This is a genomic window from Acinetobacter sp. A22, from assembly GCF_030913345.1.
GTDB lineage: Bacteria > Pseudomonadota > Gammaproteobacteria > Pseudomonadales > Moraxellaceae > Acinetobacter > Acinetobacter junii.
Genome location: NZ_CP133162.1, coordinates 1,522,513 through 1,545,198, shown reverse-complemented (window position 1 = coordinate 1,545,198; position 22,686 = coordinate 1,522,513). Strand labels below are relative to the sequence as shown.

Annotated in this window: 21 protein-coding genes, 3 tRNA genes and 1 pseudogene; 8 read left to right on the top strand and 17 right to left on the bottom strand. The window is 37.7% G+C overall.

Annotated features, from left to right (window positions below; all coding sequences use genetic code 11):
* Nucleotides 1-70 precede the first annotated feature (70 nt).
* Nucleotides 71-1,951, top strand: a complete 1,881-nt coding sequence (locus Q9Q86_RS07690) for a DUF4105 domain-containing protein (protein ID WP_112987621.1) — start codon at nt 71-73, stop codon at nt 1,949-1,951.
* A gap of 36 nt (nt 1,952-1,987) precedes the next feature.
* Here the strand turns inward: Q9Q86_RS07690 and Q9Q86_RS07685 are convergent, their stop codons facing one another.
* From Q9Q86_RS07685 to trpD, 6 genes and pseudogenes are all read right to left on the bottom strand, one after another.
* Complete coding sequence (locus Q9Q86_RS07685) at nt 1,988-2,350, bottom strand: cupin domain-containing protein (RefSeq protein ID WP_087540557.1); 363 nt, start codon at nt 2,348-2,350, stop codon at nt 1,988-1,990.
* A gap of 13 nt (nt 2,351-2,363) precedes the next feature.
* Nucleotides 2,364-2,912, bottom strand: coding sequence for a GTP cyclohydrolase I FolE (folE, locus tag Q9Q86_RS07680; protein ID WP_017397502.1), 549 nt, complete (start codon nt 2,910-2,912; stop codon nt 2,364-2,366).
* 90 nt (nt 2,913-3,002) lie between these two features.
* Complete coding sequence (locus Q9Q86_RS07675) at nt 3,003-3,692, bottom strand: Smr/MutS family protein (RefSeq protein WP_004955223.1); 690 nt, start codon at nt 3,690-3,692, stop codon at nt 3,003-3,005.
* 159 nt (nt 3,693-3,851) lie between these two features.
* Nucleotides 3,852-4,329 (bottom strand): annotated as a pseudogene (locus tag Q9Q86_RS07670) (GNAT family N-acetyltransferase).
* A 137-nt stretch (nt 4,330-4,466) separates the two neighbouring features.
* Nucleotides 4,467-5,273, bottom strand: a complete 807-nt coding sequence (gene trpC / locus Q9Q86_RS07665; protein ID WP_112987620.1) for an indole-3-glycerol phosphate synthase TrpC — start codon at nt 5,271-5,273, stop codon at nt 4,467-4,469.
* 9 nt (nt 5,274-5,282) lie between these two features.
* Nucleotides 5,283-6,332 (bottom strand): anthranilate phosphoribosyltransferase, encoded by a 1,050-nt coding sequence (gene trpD, locus Q9Q86_RS07660; protein WP_035338689.1) that lies wholly within the window; start codon nt 6,330-6,332, stop codon nt 5,283-5,285.
* 254 nt (nt 6,333-6,586) lie between these two features.
* On the opposite strand from trpD, the gene Q9Q86_RS07655 reads away from it, so the two are divergent.
* Entirely contained in the window at nt 6,587-7,378 is a 792-nt protein-coding gene (locus tag Q9Q86_RS07655; protein WP_112987619.1) for an MOSC domain-containing protein, read from the top strand.
* Between the two features lie 38 nt (nt 7,379-7,416).
* Here the strand turns inward: Q9Q86_RS07655 and Q9Q86_RS07650 are convergent, their stop codons facing one another.
* The gene (locus Q9Q86_RS07650; RefSeq protein ID WP_017395466.1) at nt 7,417-8,094 is read right to left on the bottom strand and encodes an IS1595-like element ISAju1 family transposase; all 678 of its coding nucleotides are present in this window, start codon (nt 8,092-8,094) and stop codon (nt 7,417-7,419) included.
* 222 nt (nt 8,095-8,316) lie between these two features.
* A complete protein-coding gene (locus Q9Q86_RS07645; RefSeq protein WP_004912335.1) occupies nt 8,317-8,901 on the bottom strand; it encodes an aminodeoxychorismate/anthranilate synthase component II in 585 nt (194 codons plus the stop codon).
* A 622-nt stretch (nt 8,902-9,523) separates the two neighbouring features.
* On the opposite strand from Q9Q86_RS07645, the gene glnA reads away from it, so the two are divergent.
* From glnA to Q9Q86_RS07620, 5 genes are all read left to right on the top strand, one after another.
* On the top strand, nt 9,524-10,939 hold the full coding sequence (gene glnA, locus Q9Q86_RS07640; protein ID WP_005402324.1) for a type I glutamate--ammonia ligase: 1,416 nt from the start codon (nt 9,524-9,526) through the stop codon (nt 10,937-10,939).
* A gap of 124 nt (nt 10,940-11,063) precedes the next feature.
* Complete coding sequence (locus tag Q9Q86_RS07635) at nt 11,064-11,555, top strand: chorismate lyase (protein ID WP_039048088.1); 492 nt, start codon at nt 11,064-11,066, stop codon at nt 11,553-11,555.
* 15 nt (nt 11,556-11,570) lie between these two features.
* Complete coding sequence (gene ubiA, locus Q9Q86_RS07630; RefSeq protein ID WP_112987265.1) at nt 11,571-12,452, top strand: 4-hydroxybenzoate octaprenyltransferase; 882 nt, start codon at nt 11,571-11,573, stop codon at nt 12,450-12,452.
* A 105-nt stretch (nt 12,453-12,557) separates the two neighbouring features.
* Entirely contained in the window at nt 12,558-13,898 is a 1,341-nt protein-coding gene (locus Q9Q86_RS07625) for a prolyl oligopeptidase family serine peptidase (RefSeq protein WP_112987264.1), read from the top strand.
* A 116-nt stretch (nt 13,899-14,014) separates the two neighbouring features.
* Nucleotides 14,015-14,221, top strand: coding sequence for a hypothetical protein (locus Q9Q86_RS07620; RefSeq protein ID WP_004912325.1), 207 nt, complete (start codon nt 14,015-14,017; stop codon nt 14,219-14,221).
* 18 nt (nt 14,222-14,239) lie between these two features.
* Here Q9Q86_RS07620 and Q9Q86_RS07615 read toward each other — a convergent pair whose 3' ends face one another.
* The 6 genes from Q9Q86_RS07615 to Q9Q86_RS07590 all read right to left on the bottom strand — a co-directional run bounded on the left by Q9Q86_RS07615 (nt 14,240) and on the right by Q9Q86_RS07590 (nt 16,847).
* Nucleotides 14,240-14,683 (bottom strand): DUF2726 domain-containing protein, encoded by a 444-nt coding sequence (locus tag Q9Q86_RS07615; protein WP_112987263.1) that lies wholly within the window; start codon nt 14,681-14,683, stop codon nt 14,240-14,242.
* A gap of 56 nt (nt 14,684-14,739) precedes the next feature.
* Nucleotides 14,740-14,815: transfer RNA gene (locus Q9Q86_RS07610), tRNA-Asn, on the bottom strand.
* A 196-nt stretch (nt 14,816-15,011) separates the two neighbouring features.
* Nucleotides 15,012-15,087 (bottom strand) — tRNA-Asn (locus Q9Q86_RS07605).
* A gap of 8 nt (nt 15,088-15,095) precedes the next feature.
* Nucleotides 15,096-15,171 (bottom strand) — tRNA-Asn (locus Q9Q86_RS07600).
* Between the two features lie 146 nt (nt 15,172-15,317).
* Nucleotides 15,318-15,944, bottom strand: coding sequence for a superoxide dismutase (locus Q9Q86_RS07595; protein ID WP_004963006.1), 627 nt, complete (start codon nt 15,942-15,944; stop codon nt 15,318-15,320).
* A 144-nt stretch (nt 15,945-16,088) separates the two neighbouring features.
* Entirely contained in the window at nt 16,089-16,847 is a 759-nt protein-coding gene (locus Q9Q86_RS07590; RefSeq protein ID WP_112987262.1) for a Nif3-like dinuclear metal center hexameric protein, read from the bottom strand.
* Nucleotides 16,848-17,036: 189 nt separating this feature from the next.
* Here Q9Q86_RS07590 and Q9Q86_RS07585 point away from each other — a divergent pair, with 189 nt between their 5' ends.
* Complete coding sequence (locus Q9Q86_RS07585) at nt 17,037-18,215, top strand: trypsin-like peptidase domain-containing protein (RefSeq protein ID WP_004912314.1); 1,179 nt, start codon at nt 17,037-17,039, stop codon at nt 18,213-18,215.
* A gap of 233 nt (nt 18,216-18,448) precedes the next feature.
* On the opposite strand, the gene Q9Q86_RS07580 is transcribed toward Q9Q86_RS07585, so the two are convergent.
* The 3 genes from Q9Q86_RS07580 to Q9Q86_RS07570 all read right to left on the bottom strand — a co-directional run bounded on the left by Q9Q86_RS07580 (nt 18,449) and on the right by Q9Q86_RS07570 (nt 22,620).
* Nucleotides 18,449-19,663 carry an alginate export family protein gene (locus Q9Q86_RS07580; RefSeq protein ID WP_112987261.1) on the bottom strand — a complete coding sequence of 405 codons (1,215 nt, stop codon included), beginning with the start codon at nt 19,661-19,663 and terminating at the stop codon, nt 18,449-18,451.
* A gap of 75 nt (nt 19,664-19,738) precedes the next feature.
* Nucleotides 19,739-21,085 carry an MFS transporter gene (locus tag Q9Q86_RS07575; protein ID WP_112987260.1) on the bottom strand — a complete coding sequence of 449 codons (1,347 nt, stop codon included), beginning with the start codon at nt 21,083-21,085 and terminating at the stop codon, nt 19,739-19,741.
* Between the two features lie 389 nt (nt 21,086-21,474).
* Nucleotides 21,475-22,620, bottom strand: a complete 1,146-nt coding sequence (locus Q9Q86_RS07570; protein WP_112987259.1) for an OmpW family protein — start codon at nt 22,618-22,620, stop codon at nt 21,475-21,477.
* Nucleotides 22,621-22,686: the final 66 nt, after the last annotated feature.

The window sequence follows — 22,686 nt, the reverse complement described above, 5'->3', positions numbered from 1 at the left end:
AAACCCTGTCTTAATGGCAGGGTTTTCTTATAGATAATTTATTCTTAATAATCTTAAAATTTGCGACTGAATGAAATTAATAACTTGCACCATTACTACTTTGATGTGCCATTTTGCACATGCTTCAGTTGAAACCGATATACAAAATTATTTGAAGATTGCTGAGCAGAAACAACTGCACCAAGACATCACATGGCAACGCCTAATGTATGCTGATCAATCGCAAAAAAGTGAGGTTGCATATGATGGATATTTTTATGCAAAAGATGGAAAAAATAATTTAAAAAATGAATTACAAGCTGATGTAAAAGCTTTATTTATTAATTCAGCTGAGAATCAATCGATTCGTTGTAAATTTCCTGCTCGTAGCCGTTGGTTGATCCAACAACTCAATATTGATATCGAAAAGCTTCCAATCGTGAAGTGTTCTGAGTTTGATCAATGGATTAATCAAATTAAACCTTATAAAGCCACGTTGATTTATGCAACTGACTTTATGGGGAATCCTAGTTCGATGTTTGGGCATACCTTACTACGTTTAGATCCTAAAGATCAGAAACAACTGAACTTAGTTTCATACGCAGTAAACTATGCAGCGACAGTCAGTGGTGAAGATAATTGGTCATATGCTTGGAAAGGTTTAACAGGGCAGTATCCTGGTGAATATTCTTTAATGCCTTACTATCGTAAAGTAAAAGAGTATGGTGACTTTGAAAGCCGTGATTTGTGGGAGTATGAGCTCAATTTAACGCCTGAAGAGACTCGTTTCTTAGTCGAACATATTTGGGAAATGCAACATGTGAGTTTTCCTTATTATTTCGTAAGTGATAATTGTGCATATCGTTTGCTTGGATTAATTGATTTAGTTCGTCCGAACTTAGACTTAAAAAAACAATTTAATTATGCTGCAATTCCGATTGAAACGTTAAAAGCAGTTGATCAACAAGACTTAGTCAAAGAGGTGGTCTATCGTCCAGCCTTGGAAACTCAATTATTATCACAAGCAAAACAACATGGTACACCACTGGCTAAAGTTGCCCATCAAATTGCATTTCAAGATGTGGAAAAAGCTCAACCTTTATTAGAGAAATTTAATCAACACGATCAAGCAAAAATCTTAGAAATGGCATATGACGATTTGTATCTGCAATATATCAGTCGTCAGGTTGATGCAGACTTTGCACAGCCGCAGCTAAGACAACTTCTTGCTGAGAGAAGCCAAATTGATGTTGAAAAGCAACGTCAAGAGCCTGAGCGTCCTAAAAAGCAACCTGTTGAAGGACACCATGCGCGAAATCTATCTGTAAATGTCGGTGAACTACAAGCACAGAAGTTTATCGAGTTAGGACATCGTCAGGCTTACCATGATCTGATTGATCCTCAAGGTGGTTATCGTTTAGGTACTCAATTATTGTTTCTAGACGGTAATATTCAATATCGTGATGATCAACTCAAGCTCGAACATTTAGATTTATTGACCGTGAATTCCTATAACCCTATTCAGCCATTTAAATCACCCATTACTTGGGGATTTAATTTAGGTTGGAAACAAGAAGCTCTAGATCAAGGAAATTTTAGTGATGATCAGCAGCATGGTGTTATGAACCTAAATATGCAGGTCGGCTACAGCTTAGCTGATTATGATCGTCGACATTTGTGTTATGCCCAAATGCAAAGTCATTTTCAAGGTGGTCGTTCGCTGGATAAAGGTTGGCGAGTTGGTTTAGGACCAACGGTTGGTTGTATGAACAAATGGACGGACAATATTAATAGTGTTGTGCAAATTGAATTGCCTTACTGGGAAGATCAAAGTCAGTGGAATCTAAGAGTAGGTTCTCAACTCCAATATAGTTTAAATTCAAATAATGCTTTAAGGTTGAATTGGGACTTCGAACAGCAAGATCATAAAGACTGGAGTAAAGTCGGTTTGGGTTATGTTTGGTTCTTCTAGGATTAAATTTTAAAGAGTTTGATAGATAAAAACCTATCAAACTTCAACAATAACAAAGTATTTTTTTACAGCTTCAATTACTTCAAATGTACCCACAAATGCAGGTGGGATAATACCTGCATGGCCCGCAGAAACTTCAATATATGAATCTGTTTTGGGATCATGAATACGAACAACACCTTCAATGACTTGAAAGAACTCTTGTTTATTGTCTGCAAACTGAATGTTCCAAGCACCCACTTCACATTGCCAAATTCCACATCCCATATGTGGGTGTGTATATAAGTCATAGGTAAGACGTTGTGGATTGCCCTTAACCAAACGGTCAGGCCGAGGATAATCAATGCTGGCTTCAGATTGAATTAACTCACCAAAGCCTGCTAATTGGATTGAAGACATGACAATGCTCTGATTAATAACTTTCAGGGACAGCGCTTAAAAACTCACGACGTGCATCTTTGTCCGTTTTAAAATCACCCACAAAAGAAACAGTACGAGTGGTAGATTCTTGCTTACCAACACCGCGCATCATCATACACATATGTGCAGAATCGATCACTACAGCCACACCACGTGCTTGAGTTACCTCAGCAACAGCTTCAGCAATTTGTTGAGTCAAGTTTTCTTGAATTTGCAAACGGCGCGCAAACATTTCTGTAATACGTGCAAACTTAGATAAACCTAAAACCTGACCTTCAGGCAAATATGCAATGTGGACACGACCGTAAAAAGGGAGTAGGTGATGTTCACAAAGTGAATAAAATTCAATATTTTTAACCAATACCATTTCATGGTTATCGGATGGAAAAACCGCACTATTTGTAACTTCTTCAAGTGTTTTACTATAACCAGAAGTTAAAAAAGAAAAAGCTTTAGCCGCACGCATAGGCGTATCTTTGAGGCCAGGACGATTCAAATCTTCGCCAACGGCAGTTAAGATATTTGCGTACGATTGCTGCATAGACATAACAATGTTCACTTAGGTGGGTTGAACAAAACGGGAATTGTATCAGAAAACGATTCAAAAACTTAATTTTGAGTCAAATGCCGATTATTGTTTGTACTTTGGATTCTTTTCTGCACGTTTTAGTAGCACGAGAACAGCACCCGTACCACCTTGATTTTCAGGTGCACTGACAAAGGCAAGTACATCACGATGTTGTCTAAGCCAGCCATTTACATAGGTTTTTAAAATCGCTTCTGGACCTTTACCATGAACAATTTTGATGACATTTTGATTTTCGTCTTTAGCCATCTGAATGATTTGTAAAACTGCGGCACGTGCTTGCTCGACAGTACAACCATGTAAATCTACAGCTTCAAACCAGCGAATTTTACCTGCTTTTAAGTCTTCAAATACTTTGTGCTGTAAAGTTGCAATTCGATAGCTTAATGCAGCTTGGCTTGCCACAGGATTTAAAATCGCTTGAGTATCTGAAATCTCAGTGAGTTCCTGTTCAGCGCTACCTTCAGCTGCTGCACGTTTTGCAAGGGTTTGCGCATCAATTTTTTTTACGCGTTTTGGTTTGATTTGTGCAATGTTACCGTTATCAATTGGCTTTACGCCTGTTAAGGCTTTTTTAAAAAGCTCAGTATCTTCCATTTCTTCTTCAACAGCTTGAGATTTTTTCATCTCTGCTTGTTTAACAAGATTGCTGGATTGAGGATTTGAGATTTGCTTTTTAAAAGCTTTCAGTAAATTAAACTGATCTTTAGAAAGCGAAGAATCATTTTTACTCATAATTTTAAGAAAATATGTAAGATACGAGAGGGATGTAAAATTATAGTCTGAAACCGTGTTGATTTGAACTGAATCAGATTCACATAATTTTTTTGATCAATGAAAGCTTGGTAGTGGTCTATTCTAAAAACAATGATTGATTATCTAAATCATCTTATTTCATATTGATGGTTTATATAGCCTATATTTTATAAAAAGTTCACCACTAAGCATAATTTCACTTTCCAGCTCAAATCCTAATAAATAAACCCCTTTAAATTTATTTCTTGTAGCGGGGGAATAAGATCGTGATTGATTCCATTCCCATTTCATTAAATGCTCTTCTTATAATTTCATTAAAGATTTTCTTGCCGAATCCCCAGTATTGAGGATGTAACACTAGTGCTAAATCAGCATCTCCATTTTCATATTGTAAGCCACCCCAACCTGAAAATTTATTGTCAACTAGAAATGCCCAAGGACCATAACCATGGTCTTGCCATTGTTTTTCTTTTTCTTTAACCCAATCGAGACATTGTTTTTCATCAAATAGGCTATCTTTAGCCAAAGGCATATGTTTGAGCACTCGGTCGTTAGTTAGTAACAAAATAATGTCAGCGATTTCAATATTACTTAGATGACAAAACTCAATATTCAATGTTTATTCCTAAAAATATGAATGGTTCTTTATTATAAAATTTAAATGATTATTCATAATTATTCTTTTTCAAAATAAGATTGAGATATGAAAAAAAGCCCAATCATAATAATTGGGCTTTGCATTGAGCTATAAATTTAAATTTGCTCAGGTTTTCCAAACAATGCTGCAAATGCTTGATCTGGTTTAGGCTGTTTCATAAAGCTCTCACCAACTAGGAAAGTATGAATATCATTTTCCTGCATCATTTGGACATCAGCAGGAGTGGCGATACCACTTTCAGTGACTAAAACACGAGAAGCAGGTAACAACTTCTTCAAACGGATAGATGTATTCAAATCTACATCAAAGGTTTTAAGGTTGCGATTGTTCACACCTAAAATGCATTGTTCAGAGAGTTTTAATGCACGCTCTAACTCATGTTCATCATGTACTTCGACCAGTACATCAAGCTGATGTTCAAATGCGGTCTTTGACATTTCTTCAAGTTGTTGATCAGATAAACATGCCACGATTAACAAAATACAATCTGCATGTAAGGCACGTGCTTCAACAACATTATAAGGATCAATCAAGAAATCTTTACGTAGCGCTGGAAGGGCACAATGCTGACGCGCAATTGCAATATTCTCATCAGCACCTTGGAAAAAGTCTACATCGGTCAGAACAGATAGACAGGCTGCGCCAGCTTGTTCATATTGTTGAGCAATTTCAGCGGGATTAAAATCTGCACGAATCACGCCCTTTGACGGTGATGCTTTCTTGATTTCAGCGATTACAGCGGGGCGTTTGTGTTGTAAAGCATTCGCAAAACCTCGAACAGGTGTTGCTTCTTTTGCCCACTGTTCTACATCATGCAAACTACGTTGTTTTAAACGTGCAGTAAGCTCCTCATGTTTGCGGTCAACAATTTTACCTAAAATGGTATTTTGAATATCGATCATGAGAAGTCCTTAGTCAGCCTGATATTGTTTCAATGTTTTAGTAAATTCAGCCAAGATACTCATTTTTTCCAAGGCTTGACCGCCATAAAGAATATCTTGAGCGAGTTCAACTGCTTGTTTATATGTTTTAGTCATGCCAGCCACGTAAATACCAGCACCAGCGTTCAAAGCAATCATATTTGCTGCTTTTTCACCAATTTCAGACTTATCTCGACTCAAAGCATCCTTGATCAACTTTAAACTTTCTTCTGAGCTATTCACCACTAAACCTGTAAGGGTTTGCGATGGGATACCTACTTCATCAGGTGTAAGTGTCCATTCAGTGATTTCACCATCTTTAAGTTCAGCCACAGTAGTTGGCGCAGCAAGACTGATTTCATCTAAACCATCTTTAGAATGTACAACCATTACGTGCACAGCACCGAGTTGTTTTAAAACCTCTGCGATTGGTCGGCAAAGTTCATCTGAGAACACACCTATGACGAAACGATTGACACCAGCTGGATTGGTAAGAGGGCCGAGTAAATTAAAAATACTGCGAATACCTAGCTCACGACGTGGAGCAACCGCATAACGCATTGCTTTATGATGATTCGGCGCAAATAGAAAACCTACACCAATTTCACGGATGCAACGTTCGGTTTGTTGCATATCCAAATCAAGTTGGATACCCATCTGTTCAAGTACATCAGAGGAACCAGATTTACTCGATACACCACGATTGCCATGTTTCGCAATGGTTGCACCAGCGGCAGCAATTACAAAACTAGATGCTGTAGAGACGTTAAATAAATTTTGACCATCGCCACCTGTACCAACAATATCAACCAAATGTGGAATATCACTGACATCAATTTTAATCGCAAACTCACGCATGATACGCGCAGCCGCAGTTATTTCATCAATACTTTCACCCTTCATACGCAAGCCCATCATCAATGCGCCAATTTGTGCATCAGTTGCTTCACCTTGCATGATACTGCGCATTACATCTTCCATTTGAGGCTGGGTAAGATGAATATTTTTAGTAATGTGATTCAGTGCCTGTTGGATATTCATAGTCATGAGTTACAGCATTAGGATTGATTAAAATTTGAAAATAACCTGATTTGGTCGCAATTGGTTCGGTATGACGAAAGAGTAATACTTGAGCTAAAAGCTAGAGAGTTATGTTATCAGAAAATAAAGTGGATTTTATATGCTTTGAATAAAAAGCTGATGTGCTCTAAATTTAGACATATTGCTATAATTTTCCACTATTATACTTGGTTAATAAAAATTGAATTAATTAATATTTTGATGAGAATGTCGATATGTACGTCAGTCAACTTTTAAATTATCCAGTGAAATCTTGTAAAGGAAATCAACTATCTGAAATGGAGATTGATAGTTTTGGACCAAAGTGGGATCGTAGGTGGATGCTAGTTGATGGCGATGGTCGTTTTGTGACTCAGCGACAAATTGCTGAAATGGGGCAAATAGGAGTTACTGTTTCATCAGACATCATTCGCTTTGATTATCACTCTGAACATATGGAACTCAGTTTAATTGAGGCTCAGGGGTATAAAGACGAACGCCTTGTAACTGTGTGGCAAGATCAGGTAAAAGGAAATCGTATTGATCATCCTGTGAACGATTGGATCAGTGATAAATTAGGCAAGAAAGTACAGTTGGTTTATATGCCACAGGAAGCGATTCGCCAAGTCGATCTTGAATACGCACAATTAGGAGATCGTGTAGGTTTTGCAGATGGTTTTCCCTTTTTGATTTTAAGTGAGGCATCTGTCCAATTTCTTTCCGAAAAAGTTGGATATTCATTGGATGTACGACGTTTTAGACCTAATATTGTCATCTCTGGTTGTGAGGCTTTTGCAGAAGACACATGGCAGCAGATACAAATTGGTCAAATTGTATTTGATCTAGTTAAACCATGCTCACGCTGTGTCATTCCAACGATTGATCTTAATACTAGTCAAAAGCAACCTGAAGTCATGCAGGCGATGTTGGTTTATCGAAAACAAGGTAATAAGGTGATGATGGGGCAAAATGCATTACATCGTGGAGAAGGTATTATTCGAGTTGGAGAAGAGGTTAAAATTCTCTAATAGAAATGATTAGATTAAAAAAATAGGGGCTTAGGAAGTTAAAGAGGATTGTTACGGAGTAATTTAAGCAAATCGAGATATAAATTACCGTTCCGATGATTGAAGCGATACTCCGTTTCTTTAAGATGCAAATAAAACATCTTTTTGTCAATTCCATTAAACTTGACGAGTCGCTTTTTAGCATATCCCCAGAATGATTCTATGCCGTTAATATGACGCTCCCCGCATGCAAATTCGTTGTCCCCATGATTCACTCTTAAATGTTTGTCAAAACCAATATCAACTAAACCATCATAGCCTCTCCATCCATCTGTATTGATCACAGAATCAAGCTCTATATGCCCCCGAATAATACCCTGTAGCGTAGCTTTGGAGCAATCAGGCACAATTTCTGTGTATACGTTTCCATCTCTTTTGAGTAGTCCAAATACAATGGTTTTTCCTGATGCACCACGTCCACGTTTTCCTCGAATACGACGAGCACCAAAGTAGGATTCATCAAGTTCAACGATACCGTTGAAAGGAGATATTTCCTCACATTGAGCCGCAATCTTTTTACGCAACCTGATGTAAATTGTATTGATGGAACGTACAGAAATATTGGTGAGTTTAGCTGTATCTGAAGCAGTTAAATCCATGGCAAAAAAGCGAATGATCTGTCTGAATTTTGCCTCTGTGATTCTTGAACGGGAATAGTATCTATTTTTTGCTTTCATATAAGGAAGTTACCATACTTTTTTATATGCTTAACTTCCTAAGCCCCTGATTAATTATTGAAAAAGAATGAATTGTTCTAAATAAATGTTTCTTGTTTGATTTTAATGCTGAAAATTTAACCAGTGTGTATAAGTTATATATTGATTTTATATGTTCAAAATAAAAACAGCCTATTCATAAAATAGGCTGTTTAAAGAATGAGAATTTGTTAATTCTTGCGATTATGCATAAATATCCAAGAAGTTTTTAAAAATCTGATGCCCATGTTCGCTTAAAATTGATTCAGGATGGAATTGGACGCCTTCAACAGGTAAGGTTTTATGCTTCACACCCATAATTTCTTCAATCGTGCCATCTGGTTGATTAGTCCAGCAGGTAACTTCTAAGCAATCAGGCAGTGTTTCTTGTTCAATCACTAGAGAGTGGTAGCGAGTAGCAGCAAAAGGAGAGGGTAAATTACTAAAAATTCCTTTATCACTATGGTGCATATCAGATAAACGACCATGCATGACTGTTTTAGCACGGATAATATTGCCACCAAAAGCTTGTCCAATCGCTTGATGCCCTAAACAAACGCCTAGTAATGGAATTTTTCCAGCAAAATGATTGATCGCAGGTATCGAAATCCCAGCTTCAGTCGGTGAACAAGGACCAGGGCCAATCACTAGGTATTTAGGCTGCCATCGTTCGATGTCCTCTAATGTCACTTGATCATTACGAACAACTTTTACTTCTTGATTCAACTCGCCAAAGTATTGAACGATGTTGTAAGTAAAACTGTCATAATTGTCAATCATTAGAAGCATGATTATAACCTTTTGAAAATATGCACTTTATTGTGCTTTTTTGGATTCAATTGACCGACCAAAACAATTCAATATCCGTTACTAAGAATATATAAAAATATGTTCAAGATCGTTAGGGTAAATAATCATAGCAAAAACAGAAGCTCAATGTTCAATATTTCTAATTTGGTCGAGTAAGTCGTCAGTTTAAAATGAGCTTTTGACACACAAATAATTATCAATATTATTTTAAAATTTATAGGTTTGATAAAAAAACATGTTGGTGAATCGAAAGTCCAGTGGAATTGATTGGAATGTACTCCAAAAGAATGATATAAAAAGCCAATTTATGCTAATAAATGACGGCGTAATTTAGCACTACAATAGTTCTTTGTTGCATATACTGCACTATTTTGGTTCATTATGTCTTTTTTGGGGACGGGCTGAAATGGAAATGTGTGAATATGGTGCATTTGCGATTGCAAACATTATAGAAGACATAGGACATGGAGCTTAAAGCATTTTTTCTGTAAAGAATTTCAATGTTTTAGGTATGCTTTAAAATTGTTGGTATGATAATTGCTAATTGTACACCAACAACTAACACGCACTTAACAAGTGCATATAAATTTCATTGGAGCAAATGAGCATGGCGAACAAGGTCCTTCAACTCATCAAAGAAAGTGGCGCAAAATGGGTCGATTTTCGCTTTACTGATACTAAGGGTAAAGAGCAACACGTAACTTACCCAGCTGACACGATTGATGAAGATACATTTGAAGATGGTAAAATGTTCGATGGTTCTTCAATCGCTGGTTGGAAAGGCATTGAAGCTTCTGACATGATCTTACGTCCAGATGCTGAAACAGGTTTTCTTGACCCGTTCTTTGCTGAGCCAACTGTTGTTGTGACTTGTGACGTTATTGAGCCATCTACTGGTCAAGGTTACGAGCGTGACCCACGTTCGATTGCTCGTCGTGCTGAAGAATATTTAAAATCTACAGGTATCGGTGATACAGCATTCTTTGGTCCAGAACCAGAATTCTTCGTTTTCGACGAAGTTAAATGGGATATCGATATGTCTGGCGCTCGCCATACACTAATCGCTGAAGAAGCTGCATGGTCTACTGGTAAAGATTACGAAGCTGGTAACTCTGGTCACCGCCCACGTGTGAAAGGTGGTTACTTCCCAGTTCCTCCAGTTGACTCACATCAAGACATGCGTGCTGAAATGTGTGCACGTATTGAAGACATCATGGGTCCAGGTCGTGTAGAAGTACATCACCACGAAGTTGCTTCTTGCCAATTAGAAATTGGTGTGAGCTTCAATACATTAGTTCGTAAAGCGGACGAAGTTCAACAATTCAAATATGCAGTTTGGAACGTTGCTCACCAATATGGCAAAACAGCGACTTTCATGCCTAAGCCAATGGTAGGTGATAACGGTTCTGGTATGCACGTTCACATGTCTATCTCTAAAGATGGCAAGAACTTATTTGCTGGTGATGAATATGCTGGTTTATCAGAAATGGCATTGTTCTTCATCGGTGGTGTAATCAAACACGCTCGTGCTTTGAACGCAATTACTAACCCTGGTACAAACTCGTACAAGCGTTTAGTTCCTCACTATGAAGCTCCGATTATGCTTGCTTACTCAGCACGTAACCGTTCTGCTTCTATCCGTATTCCTTACGTTTCTAGCCCTAAAGGCAAACGTATCGAAGCACGTTTCCCAGATCCTTTAATGAACCCATACTTAGGTTTTGCGGCATTGTTAATGGCTGGTCTTGATGGTATTCAAAACAAGATTCACCCAGGTGAAGCTGCTGACAAGAACTTGTATGACCTTCCTCCTGAAGAAGAAGCAAAAATCCCTACAGTTGCTCACAACTTAGAAATGGCGATTGATGCTCTTAAAGCGGATCACGAGTTCTTATTAAAAGGCGGTGTATTCACTAAAGAAATGTTAGATGCTTACATCGAACTTAAAACTGAAGATGTACGTCGTCTTAACACGACTACTCACCCAGTTGAATTTGATATGTACTATAGCTTGTAATACATCCCAAATAAAAAAGCTCGCTTAGGCGAGCTTTTTTTATGCTTTTGATTCAATTGAAAGTCATACGCTTTTTATCAAAAAATTCATGTAAACTAGATGCGATGTTTTTAGTGAGCCAAGCATGCGAAATTTACGACCAAACACAATAAATTCAAAGCAGATTCCTAAAGAATTAAAAAAATGGTTGTACGCATCAGGTTCATTAACTCAACAACTTACTGATCTTGCTAGTGGTGATTTCCATGTTGAGCGGATTAGAGAGCATTATCAACGTTTAACATTTGCTGACAGTAAATGGATGTTAATGCCTTACCATCATGTTGCTTGGGTACGTGAAACTCATTTATATGGTAGCGAGCGAGAGCCTTGGGTGAAGGCAAAAAGTATTTTCCCGATTCTTAGTCTACAAAAAAAAGCAAGAATATTTAAATATATACGCAATAAGCCAATCGGTTGGTTCTTATTTCAAAGAACTGATCCTCAGTGTGAGCGACGTGTTATTCAACTTGATGAGGGCTGGACTAGGCAAAGTTGTTATACATGGCATGGGTGTAAATTTATTGTGCAGGAAACTTTTTTGCCTGCTTTTGAACAGTTTATTCGACAGCATTGACTCTCAGGATTATTCATGGAAACAGTGCAACATATAACATGGCGACAACGTTTAGAAGCCTATTATTATCTATGTAGATTTGATAAACCGATTGGTACGGAATTGGTTTTTTGGCCAACCATGTGGGCGTTATGGATTGCATCTAAGGGCATACCTGATCTTAAGATATTGCTAATCATGGCTTTGGGATGCTTATTTATGCGTGCTGCAGGTTGTGCAATTAATGATTTTGCTGATCGTAAAGTAGATGCACATGTAGAACGAACGAAAAATCGTCCTTTAGCCACAGGTGTGATCAAAGCCAAGGAAGCAGTGTTTGTTTTTTTAGCCTTGGTAGTGCTTAGTGCAAGTTTGTTGTTGTTCTTGCCTATAGAAGCATTTTATTGGTCATTTGGAGCGTTATTGTTAGCGTTCATATATCCATTTATGAAACGTTATACGCATCTACCACAAGTTTTTCTCGGTGCTGCATTTTCTTGGTCAATTCCAATGGCATATGCCGCTGTTGGACAAACCCCAGATTTGACTTGTTGGTTGCTTTATTTTGGCAATTTGGCATGGACTGTAGCATATGACACCCAGTACGCGATCACAGATCGTGAATATGATTTAAAAATTGGGGTCAAATCGACGGCTATTCTATTTGGTCGCTACGATATACAAATTATTGGTGTGTTACAGCTTGTGAGTTTGGTATTGATCGGCATTGCATTGTATATCGAAAGTTTGCTTGTACCTTTTGGAATAGCTGGATTGATTGTCGTTGCTGTAGATTTTATTTATCAAACATTTAAGACTCAAGATAGGGATCCGCAACTTTGTTTTTGGGCATTTCGTCACAATAGATGGGTTGGAATGATAATTTTTCTAGGAATCTTTTTACAATTAGTGGTTTAAAATGACCAATTAGTTGAAAAGTGTTCTATGCAGAGCACTTTTTTATGCCTTAATAAAGTCGCATGTAGTTTCGTGCACACAAAAACAAGACTAAAAGGAAATTTTATGAAACGGTCTAAAATTGGATTAGCAATTAGCTTTTCAATCTCTGCTTTATTTCTATCTGCGTGTAATGACAGTAATGATGGTTATTCAAGCAGCAATAAAGATAAAACATATATTTCAGAAAGTAGCTATTCAAAAGATAATTTGACTTTTGCAGCATCGATCAAAGTTATGACCTATAACATGACTAATGTTCAGGGTAAAACAGCAAAAGCGACTGCGATGGTTATGTTTCCTAAGGTTGCTGCACCAAGCGATGGTTATCGTGTAGTGGTATGGGAACATGGAACAGTGGGAGTAGCAGATAGCTGTGCTCCTAGTAATAATGTGCTTAATCCGCGTTTTAGAATTTTAGCTGAAACCCTACTTGCCGCTGGTTATGTGGTGGTTGCACCTGACTACGAGGGTTTGGGAACGGCTGGTATCCATCCTTATCTTAATTTAGCAAGTGAAGCAAAATCTGCTATCTCAGCGATGCAAGCGGTTAAAGATCGTTATGGCACCCAATTAAATGGTGCATGGATGTCAGTAGGGCAGTCTCAAGGTGGGCAAGCTTCTATTGGTACGGCTGAATATGCAAATGCTGATATATCTTATAAAGGGGCGGTTGCTGGAGCACCAGCTTCAAGTTTAGGTAAGATTATTCTTGAAGTCGCTCCAGCTGCATTGGCAAACATCGAGCAGGCAGAAGTAGCCAATAATGTTCCATTAGTAAATCGTGTGTCTGTAGATTCTTACGCAACGCTACTGGCATACGCTGCTTTAACGGGTGTTGGTATCAAAGCATATGAACCAAGGTTTGATTATCGAGATATTTTCCAAGATCGTGCTAAATCATTAGCAGAGTTTGCTGAAGGTACAACTGGTGAAAATGGTTTATGTCTTGATAATGAAAGTGACCCAAGTGCAAGCCTCATCGAGAAGTTTAAAGCAGATATCATCAAATTTATGACGGATAATCCAGATAAAAAAGTGATGGATTACCCTGGATTAGATACAAACAATTTTAAAACCAATCCAACCGTTCAGAAGTTTTTGGTAGATAATCAGCCTGGAACTAAGCGAATTGATAAGCCGGTCTTAGTTGTACAAGGTACAGCTGACACTAACGTTCCTTTCCCAGTGACTCAGGCATTGGTAGCTAATTTACAGGCATTAGGTTCTGATGAGGTGGAATTAAAACCTGTGCTTAATGCAACACATACCCAAGCGATTGTATGTAAAAACTTAGATATTTATAACTTTATTCAAGCGAAAATGCCTGCTAAGACAAATGTGGTGATTGATCCTGCAAAAATTGATGCAAGCAAAGACCCGCAGTGTACAGGCGTGAGTTCTTAATTATTCAACGATATTATGATTAGATTTTAGAACTTGTAAATCAAAAAAGAGTCTCATCAGTGGGGCTCTTTTTTGTTATATTGTTGCATCGATTTTGATAGCGCATTTTGAATACTATGAGTCAGAATTCAGTTGAAAAAAAGCAAATACCATGGGGTTTAATGGCTTTGGGTTTATTGATACCAATATTTATTGTTGGTATGGCTTTTATTGCAGCAAGAAGTGATGCAGAAACAAAACGTAAATATGATCAACAACGTGCTGAGATTGCAAAGAAGTTTGAAGATCAAAAAAATGCTGAACAAGCTAAGAATGCTGAATAAATGCTTATAGCATTGTTTTTAAGAACGAATATCCATCTGTAATTGTTTTATGGATGGAATTTCAGTATAGCGAATGACATCATAGCCTGCCTCTTGTAACATTTGATCTCTTTGTTTGTCTTCCTGCTCTTTTCCGAGATGACTCGGATCATCTAATTCAATAATCACAACAACTTTCATATCTTTATTGAGTAGCACGAAGTCGGTAACTTTACGATTAAATTTGCTTCGAATTTTATAATGATCACTCGTAATTAATGCACTAAAAGCCACTTGAGTCAGAACGTGGTAGTGGGGGAAGGATTGTTTTAATCGAAGGAACATTTCAGTTTCAAATGAGCTAATTACCGATCGAGGAAAGAATTTTTGTTTAGGTAGAAAAAAAGGAATAAAGCTAACAAGAAGAATAATACTACTTATGCATCCAATAACTAGGAAAATAGTTTGAAGAAAGTCCAGCATATTCAAATCAAATAGTTAATAAAAAACCCACTCAAAGTGAGCGGGTTTTTAGAATTTGGCTCTCCCACCTGGGCTCGAACCAGGGACCTGCGGATTAACAGTCCGTCGCTCTACCGACTGAGCTATGGGAGAATCTAGGTAGGCATTCTATGCATGAAGCAGATGTAGGTCAAGTGAGTTTAAGCTAAAAAATTTAAATATTGATTTAATTGTATTTTTTATCATCATTTTCTAGATTTTAGAGATAAGGAAATGAAAACTGATTTTATTTGACAGAATTGGGGGAAATAAAAAAGCCTACATCAATGATATAGGCTTTTTTGAATCTTGGCTCTCCCACCTGGGCTCGAACCAGGGACCTGCGGATTAACAGTCCGTCGCTCTACCGACTGAGCTATGGGAGAATAGTAGATGGCTCTCCAACCTGGGCTCGAACCAGGGACCTGCGGATTAACAGTCCGTCGCTCTACCGACTGAGCTATTGGAGAATCTGATGCGCATTTTAGGGATGAATTTCAGATGCGTCAACAAGAATAGTAAAGAAAATGAATTGTTTGCTTGATAATTATTCTTTTATGATTGGATAAATAAAAAAACTGCCCGAGATGGGCAGTTTTTATGCAAGAATTAAAAATTATTTCTCTACACCAGCTGGCTGACCAGCTAATTTAGCGTTAGCGTAGTCCCAGTTCACTAAGCTTTCTAAGAAAGTAGCGATGTATTTTGGACGTAGGTTACGGAAATCGATGTAGTAAGCATGTTCCCATACGTCAATTGTTAATACTGCAACTTGACCGTGTGCAAGTGGAGTATCTGCGTTTGAAGTTTTAGTAATTGATAATTTACCGTTAACTTCATCAGCAACTAACCAAGCCCAACCTGAACCGAATTGAGTTGTTGCAGCAGCAGTGAATTCTTCTGCAAATTTTTCATAGCTACCAAAAGCTTCTTCGATTTTTGCAGCGATCGCGCCAGTTGGTTTACCACCACCGTTTGGTTTCATGCTGTTCCAGTAGAATGTATGGTTCCATACTTGAGCAGCATTGTTGAAGATACCTGCTTTAGAAGCATCACCAGCAGATGCTTTGATGATCTCTTCTAAAGATTTACCTTCAAGGTCTGTGCCTTTGATCAAGTTGTTTAAGTTAACAACATAAGTATTGTGATGTTTATCGTGATGGTATTCTAAAGTTTCGCGAGTAATATGCGGAGCTAAATCATCATAGCCATATGGAAGTGCAGGTAAAGTAATGGTTGTCATGTTCCAATCCTTGCAATTGCTGGGTTTTACGTTAAGTGGCTCTATTGTAAATGATTCCAAACACAATAGGGCAGTCTTTTAAAGAACGATATACAATAAAGGTTCAATTAAAAACGATAAATGAAATCGGATTATTCAATTTAATTAAATCGGGTTGTTCAACTCAAAATAATGTGTTTCTACTGAAAATTGTGTTGCGATTGCCTTAGCTAAACGTTGAACGCCATAACGTTCTGTTGCATGGTGACCACATGCAAAATAATGGACGTTTTGCTCTTTTGCTTCGTAGAAAGTGCGTTCGCTGACTTCACCAGATATGTATGCATCACAATTGGCTTCAGCTGCTTTTGCAATGAAGTCTTGAGCGCCTCCAGTACAAAAACCTACCTTGTGAATAGTGTTCTTGCTGCAAGGTAAATGGAGAATATTAAAATCAAAAATATTTTTTAACTTTTCTTTGAACTGTTCAGGGCTTAATGGACTTTCTAGGTAGCCAATATTGCCAATTGGATGCTTTTCAAATGGATCCAAAGCTTCCAAATGGTTTAAACCAATTAAATCTGCAATTGCGGCATTATTACCAAGCGTGGGATGTGAATCCAAAGGTAAATGGTAAGCCACTAGAGAGATATCATTTTGGATTAATTTCTTAATTCGATTACCGCGCATTCCTGTGATTGGATATGGTTCGCCCTTCCAAAAGTAACCATGATGTACGAGCAAAACATCTGCATTTTGCTCAATTGCTGCATCAATTGCGTCTTCAGATGCTGTGACAGCGCAAAGAATTTTATTAACTTCAGTTCGACCTTCAATTTGTAAGCCGTTAGGAGCATAGTCTTTAAATTCGTTGGTTTTTAAAGTTTGATTACACCATTGCACAATTTCATGCAAATTAGCCATGCTTATCCTCAGATTGTTAACATTTTCATTGTGAATAATAAAAACATATTTTTAAATGTAACTAAAGCTAGACAAAACTTTTTTAACTTTTGCATTGATTTTAAGGTATTTACTTTACAATGATAGAAATTTCTAGTTCATCAATATTTTACTTACTCATAAACTAATTTCGCCTAGAGGATAATAGACGTGCGCCGTGCATTTACATGGTTACCTTGGGTATTACTCATTCTTGTTATATTTAGTTTTCTGGCTTGGCAGAGATTTCATCAACCTAAACCAACAGTTGCAGCTGATGGTGTAAAAATGCCTGCTGAAAAAGTTGAACCTCTGATTGATACTACACGAGCTGGTGGCGTTGTTTCATATAGTGCTGCAGTTAAAGTTGCTGCACCTGCTGTAGTCAATATTTTTACTACACAAAAAGTGAAACAGTTGAATCATCCATTGCTTAATGATCCTGTATTTCGTGAGTTTTTTGGTAATCAAATGCCACAACAACCACAGAATGAAAATAGTTTAGGTTCTGGAGTAATTGTTCGTGCGGACGGTTATATTCTAACGAATAATCATGTAATCGCTCAGGCTGAACATATTGTGGTTGCTTTGCATGATGGTCGTCGTGCAGAAGCGAAAGTGATCGGCACTGACCCTGATACAGATCTAGCTGTGATCAAGATTGAGTTGGATAAGCTTCCTGTATTGCCATTCAAATTGAGTGGTAATGAAGTCGGTGATGTCGTTCTCGCAATTGGCAATCCATTTGGTGTAGGGCAAACCGTGACTCAAGGGATTATCTCTGCCACTGGTCGTTCAGATCTTGGTATTAATACTTACGAAGACTTTATTCAAACAGATGCTGCAATTAACCCAGGTAACTCAGGCGGTGCATTAATTGATGTCGCTGGTAACTTGATCGGTGTAAATACCGCTATTTTCTCGCAATCAGGTGGATCACTTGGAATTGGTTTTGCGATTCCTGCAAATGTATGCCAACAAGTTCTAAATTCAATTTTGAAAGATGGACGTGTTGTGCGTGGTTGGTTAGGTATTAGCTTAATTCCGAACACTGTTGAGCAAGATGTATTAGCAGCCAAATCTGTAGGTGTTGTTGTTGCCGATGTTTTACGTGGTGGACCTGCGGATGAAGCAGGGGTGAAGCGTAATGATAAAATTATTCAAGTGAATAATGAGCAGATTACATCTGCATCTCACTTAATTAATTATGTAGCATTACAAGCACCTGAAAGCATCATTAATGTGATCGTTGAGCGTGATGGAAAACAACAAACACTGCAAGTGAAAGTTGGTGAGCGAAAAGTTCAACAAAATGCTCAGTCACAGTACATACCATTACCAAAACGTTAATCAAAGAAAAAAGCTTGCTGAAGGTCAATCAGCAAGCTTTTTAGTTTTTTTTAAGCTTTTTTATTTTTCATTTAACCAGTCAATTCTTATGTTTTGATGACAGTTTTTTGATGCTTTGATGACATTTCATCGCAACTTAACCTTTTCAATTTCTGCAACTTGGTTAATAAAGTGAATCAAATGAAATGATTAAGTGCATTCAATTTCACTGGATTAAAGTGAATGGTTGTTGATCAATATTTATAATCGACCTGTAACCATAATTTTTGTGTATCAGCACCAAAATCATTTGCTTGATAGTCTGAATATTTTGCTAGAGCAGATAAACCTTTGATTGGTAGGGTATGGCTATAAGAAATTGAATATTCTTGACCGTAATCTATATTCTTTTCCTCGCTTCGATATTGATGTAATTCCGTACCCAGTTTTCCTTTGCTGAAAATATTAAAGTTAGATGTGATGTACAAGTCTTTCAAACCATTGGCAGGTGTCGTTAAGAACATATCCGTCCAACCATTAAATTTATGTTTGGTTGCTAATGGTGTTTGGAATGCAATTTTTCCATCATCACTACCAAGAACTTCATAACCAATCGAAATGTCCCCAATAGTTGTTGATTGACTCGATATATTGTAACCCAGCTCAAGAGCATAATAGCCAGCATCATAATCTGTTGGTTGGTCTGCATATTCTGTTTGATTTGCATATTCTGCTGAATATTTGAAGTCATTTTTCTTACCTGTCACTCTCAAACCATAGGTTTGATTTGACCATGCAGCAAGATCTTCAAAGTCCATCAAATAACCATAAACCACAGCATTTAAAAGAGGGTTGTAATTCATTTTGGCTTGAATCAAATGAATTTTACTTTCTTGTTTACTCGCTTGGGCTTGAATGAACTTAGGCTCAGGTTCTTCACTACCAAAAATTGTATTGACTTGATCAATATATGAATAAAATAATCCAAATTCTTTGCAAGGTTTATAGTTCAAACTTACAGCGTCAAAGGTTTGGTCATTCTGTCTCCAAGCAACTGTACCTACAAAACGTTGATTATCTAAATTAATTGTTTGACGACCTACGGTTAAATCAAAATTAGGGTTGTAAACATATTTTAAATACGCTTGATTGAGTTGCAAGTTTTCAGCATCAGGAACAGTGCTGTATTGAGTTTGACTATTTCGAGTGCTATTAAATTCATCATTAATCTCGACTGTACCTTCACCTTGAACGAATGCACTTAGACCGTACCATGAACCCGTTTGGATGGCAGGACGAATACGTAATGTCCATGCATCAGCATTTTTGAGAGTATTATCTTGATCAACAAGCTCGTAACGTAAGCGAGTATCTAAGCTAAGTTTTGTTTGAGAGAAAAAATCATCTGATGCTGAAGTAAGGGTAGATAAACATGCAAGCGAGATTAATGAATACGAAAATTTATTCATCGCAGTATCCTTAATAAAGTATTTGAATTTGGAGAGAGGGAGGATGAGAAAGCCTCATCCTCTAAAAGTATGCATTTAGGTTGTTAAATTACGCTCAAGCAAAGCTTGTTCATATAATTCTTTTTCTTTGTCTTTGTGTTCAACTGAGAAGCGAATGAGAACGACAGTGAATGCAGCTACAGTCACAAGGCATCCCAAAATCATCAAACAAGTTTGAACATCAAGTAAGCCTTTTAATAAGAAACCTGCTGCGACTGCACCCACATTTCCGCCTGCACCAATAATACCTGCTACGCCACCAAGTGCATTACGATCAATAAATGGTACTAATGCATATGTCGCACCGCATGACATGTGTGTAAATAATGCAAACACGGTCATCGTGATGATCGCCAAACCAATTGTATTCATTTGAGAGAATAAAATGAGGAATAAGCCTTCAAGTAAAATCAGGATGAATAAAACTTTTGTACGACCATCTAATCCTTTAGTAAGTGCCACTTTATCCGATACGATACCACCAAGTGCGCGAGCGAATAGTGCGAGAAGACCAAAGATACCCGCAGTTAAACCTGCTTCTTTTAAACCCATGTTGAAGTGGTCGACGTAGTACATTGCTGCAATATTATGAATGAAGATTTCGATACCGAAACATGCTGCATAAGAGACAAATAGGATCCATACGCGGTAGTTACGTGCTGCCTGCATTAAAATCGCGATTCCACCTTTTTTACCGCTACCAACTTCGACACCGTTCGCACGTAATTCTTTGAAATCACCTTGTGGACAGTCTTGAGTAAGTTTCCAATAAAGTACACCAACAATTACCATCATAATGCCAGGTACAAGCAGTGCAATTCTCCAGCCCATTGCTTGTTCTACACCAAACATCACAATTGCACCGAGAATTAACGGCATGATTGCTTGTGTTGCACCACCACCTGCATTTCCCCAACCCGCAGATGCTGCATTTGCTGTACCGACAACGTTAGGCGCAAACATAACGCTGGTATGGTATTGAGTAATAACGAAGCTCGCACCAATTGCACCAATTAAAAGGCGGAAGAAAAGGAACGACTCATAGGTATTTGCTGCTGCAACACCGAATACTGGGATACTCCCCAAGATTAATAATGCAGTGTATGTTTTACGAGGTCCGTACTTATCGCAAAGTGGACCAACGATTAGGCGAATCAGAATAGTGATGGCAACAGCCGCAATATTGATATTTGCAATCTGATCTTTGGTTAAATTAAATTCCCCTTTAATGACTGGCATTAATGGCGCACATGCAAACCATGCGAAGAAACACACGAAAAATGCAAGCCATGTCATATGGAAGGCGCGCATCGCAGGAGTGGAAAAGCTGAATAATTTTATTTCAGTCGCTTTTTTTGCATCTAAATTCATATTTGAAGACATAGCCTTCTCCTGAACTGAACGTTATTAATTTTTGCTTCGCAATATTTGCGAGAGCACATCGAACAGAACGGACATCGTTGGCCGTCAACAAATTTTTTTGAATCGACATTGATTCTGTATGTTATGAAGTATGCAAGGGATGTGCCAATAAAAATATTTAACCAAAAGAACAATTTAAAATTCTAATTTAAATCGCGAAAATTAATTATTCTATTGTTATAGATTCCGAGTGGGCAGTTGCTTAAATTTTAAAAACAGGAAATGTGATAGCAACTGTAAGGCAATATTGAATGAGTTGTTTTTAAATGGTGCATCATTTTTATACAGTTTGATTAAAAACATAGCGATCGAAAAAAAGCAGCCGAAGCTGCTTTGATAAAAAGAAAAGATTAGAAACGGTAGCCGATACCTGCATAACCTAAAATAGGATTAATTTCGATATCTGCTTTGGCTTTAATTAATTCCCCATATTTTGAATCATTCACAGTAATAGTAGCATCAGTACTTAAGTGAGCATAAGATACAGAGCCTACAGCGTACCATTTTTCATTAAAATCATAGGTAAAACCAACCGTTGCTACAGGAGCAAAAGTATCTGAAGCATCTAACTTAACTTTTGGATTTCCTGAGCTTTTTTTCTGGTCTAGAGCTGCGCCAGCTTTACCGTCTTTAATATTGACAATCATATGACCAGCATTGACAAGATCTTTTTCCAAGTCTGGGTTCATTTCTAGTTCACTGAAGTAAGCATACATGAGCCCTAAACCAACATATGGTCTAAATTTATTTATACCGGTTTTTCCAAAGCGGTATTGGAGTTCGAATGCAGGTGTCCAAGCACGTGCGGAAGATGTCTTTTTATGGGCTTCTAAGTCCGTAATGAAAATATCTTTCTTTAATGGAAGATCACCAACTACTACACCTAATCCTTCTGGAGTAGCGATCCCTGTTAAAGGTGCATAAATTTTTCCTTTACCTTGAATATCTACTTTAGGAGGGATACCAGCTTTAACTTCCAACGACAGATTATCTGTAAAATGATAACTTGTCATGATCCCTAAGGTTAGAACATCATCGGCTTCAAGACCTGTACCTTGATTTTCCCATGAAGATAAACCATTGATTTCTGCTGTACCTGCAGTGCTCGCTCTGAGGTACTGTGCTCCATCATCACCTTTATAAGAGACAATACCTTCTTTACCCAAATTAAGGAGTGTATTTCTTTCTAGATCAAGAACGCCTTTTAATATAGCTTTTTTAGCTGTAGCTTCTGGTTGTGATTCATCAATCGCGTCTAATACAGAATCGCCTTTGACATCTCCAACTTTGGTTTTGGTTCCCTCTGCAACAGAGGTATTTACACGTATAGGTTGTCCTTTACCCGTTGGTTTTACATATAGGGGACCAGCTGAAATAGAGAAGCGCTTAAACCCATCTCCATCTTTGAGGCTAAAATATGGTGAATCTGCAAAAGTAAGTGTAGGAAGGGCACATAAACCTGTTGTAATCAGGCATGCAAATGACTTCTTCATCATCTTGGGACTCCATGTCCTAAAGTTTGTAAGGATTTTTCTTGCGCTCACCATAACGTTTTTTTATGC